The 382-nt window shown below is 67.5% G+C and carries 1 protein-coding gene; it reads right to left on the bottom strand.

Annotated elements, in window-relative coordinates; all coding sequences use genetic code 11:
* On the bottom strand, positions 1-351 hold a 351-nt coding region (locus CYJ76_RS13125), incomplete at its 3' end, for a PspA/IM30 family protein (protein WP_414467295.1).
* Positions 352-382: the final 31 nt, after the last annotated feature.

Raw genomic sequence — 382 nt, 5'->3', positions numbered from 1 at the left:
CCAAACTCTCCCATCAAAACGGGCAGAGCCACGGCCAGGGTGGTCTCGTTGAGAATCACCACGAACGCCGCGGCGACGAGCACACCGATCAGGAGCTTGGCGCCGGGCGCGGGCTCGCCGGGAGGGACGGAGTGCTCCCTCGCCAGTGCCGTTGCCACTGCCCTCGCCCTGCTCGAGGGCGTTCGCACCGTTCTCGGCGTTCAGCTGGGCGCGGATTTCCTCCAGACGGGAGCTGGCGCGCATGTCGTTACCAGCGGATTCAATCTCCGACATGCGGCCCTGCACGGAGTTCTCGACGAGCTCCTGGCTGCCGAGCGCCTGGGCGTAGCGCCGCTCGATCTTCTCGCGCACGCTGTCCAGGGTCGGCACGTCATCGTTCTGC

This window comes from Kytococcus schroeteri (genome assembly GCF_002847825.1).
Classification (GTDB): domain Bacteria; phylum Actinomycetota; class Actinomycetes; order Actinomycetales; family Dermatophilaceae; genus Kytococcus; species Kytococcus schroeteri.
The sequence above is the reverse complement of the archived record's forward strand: the minus strand, read 5'-3'. Positions and strand labels throughout refer to the sequence as shown.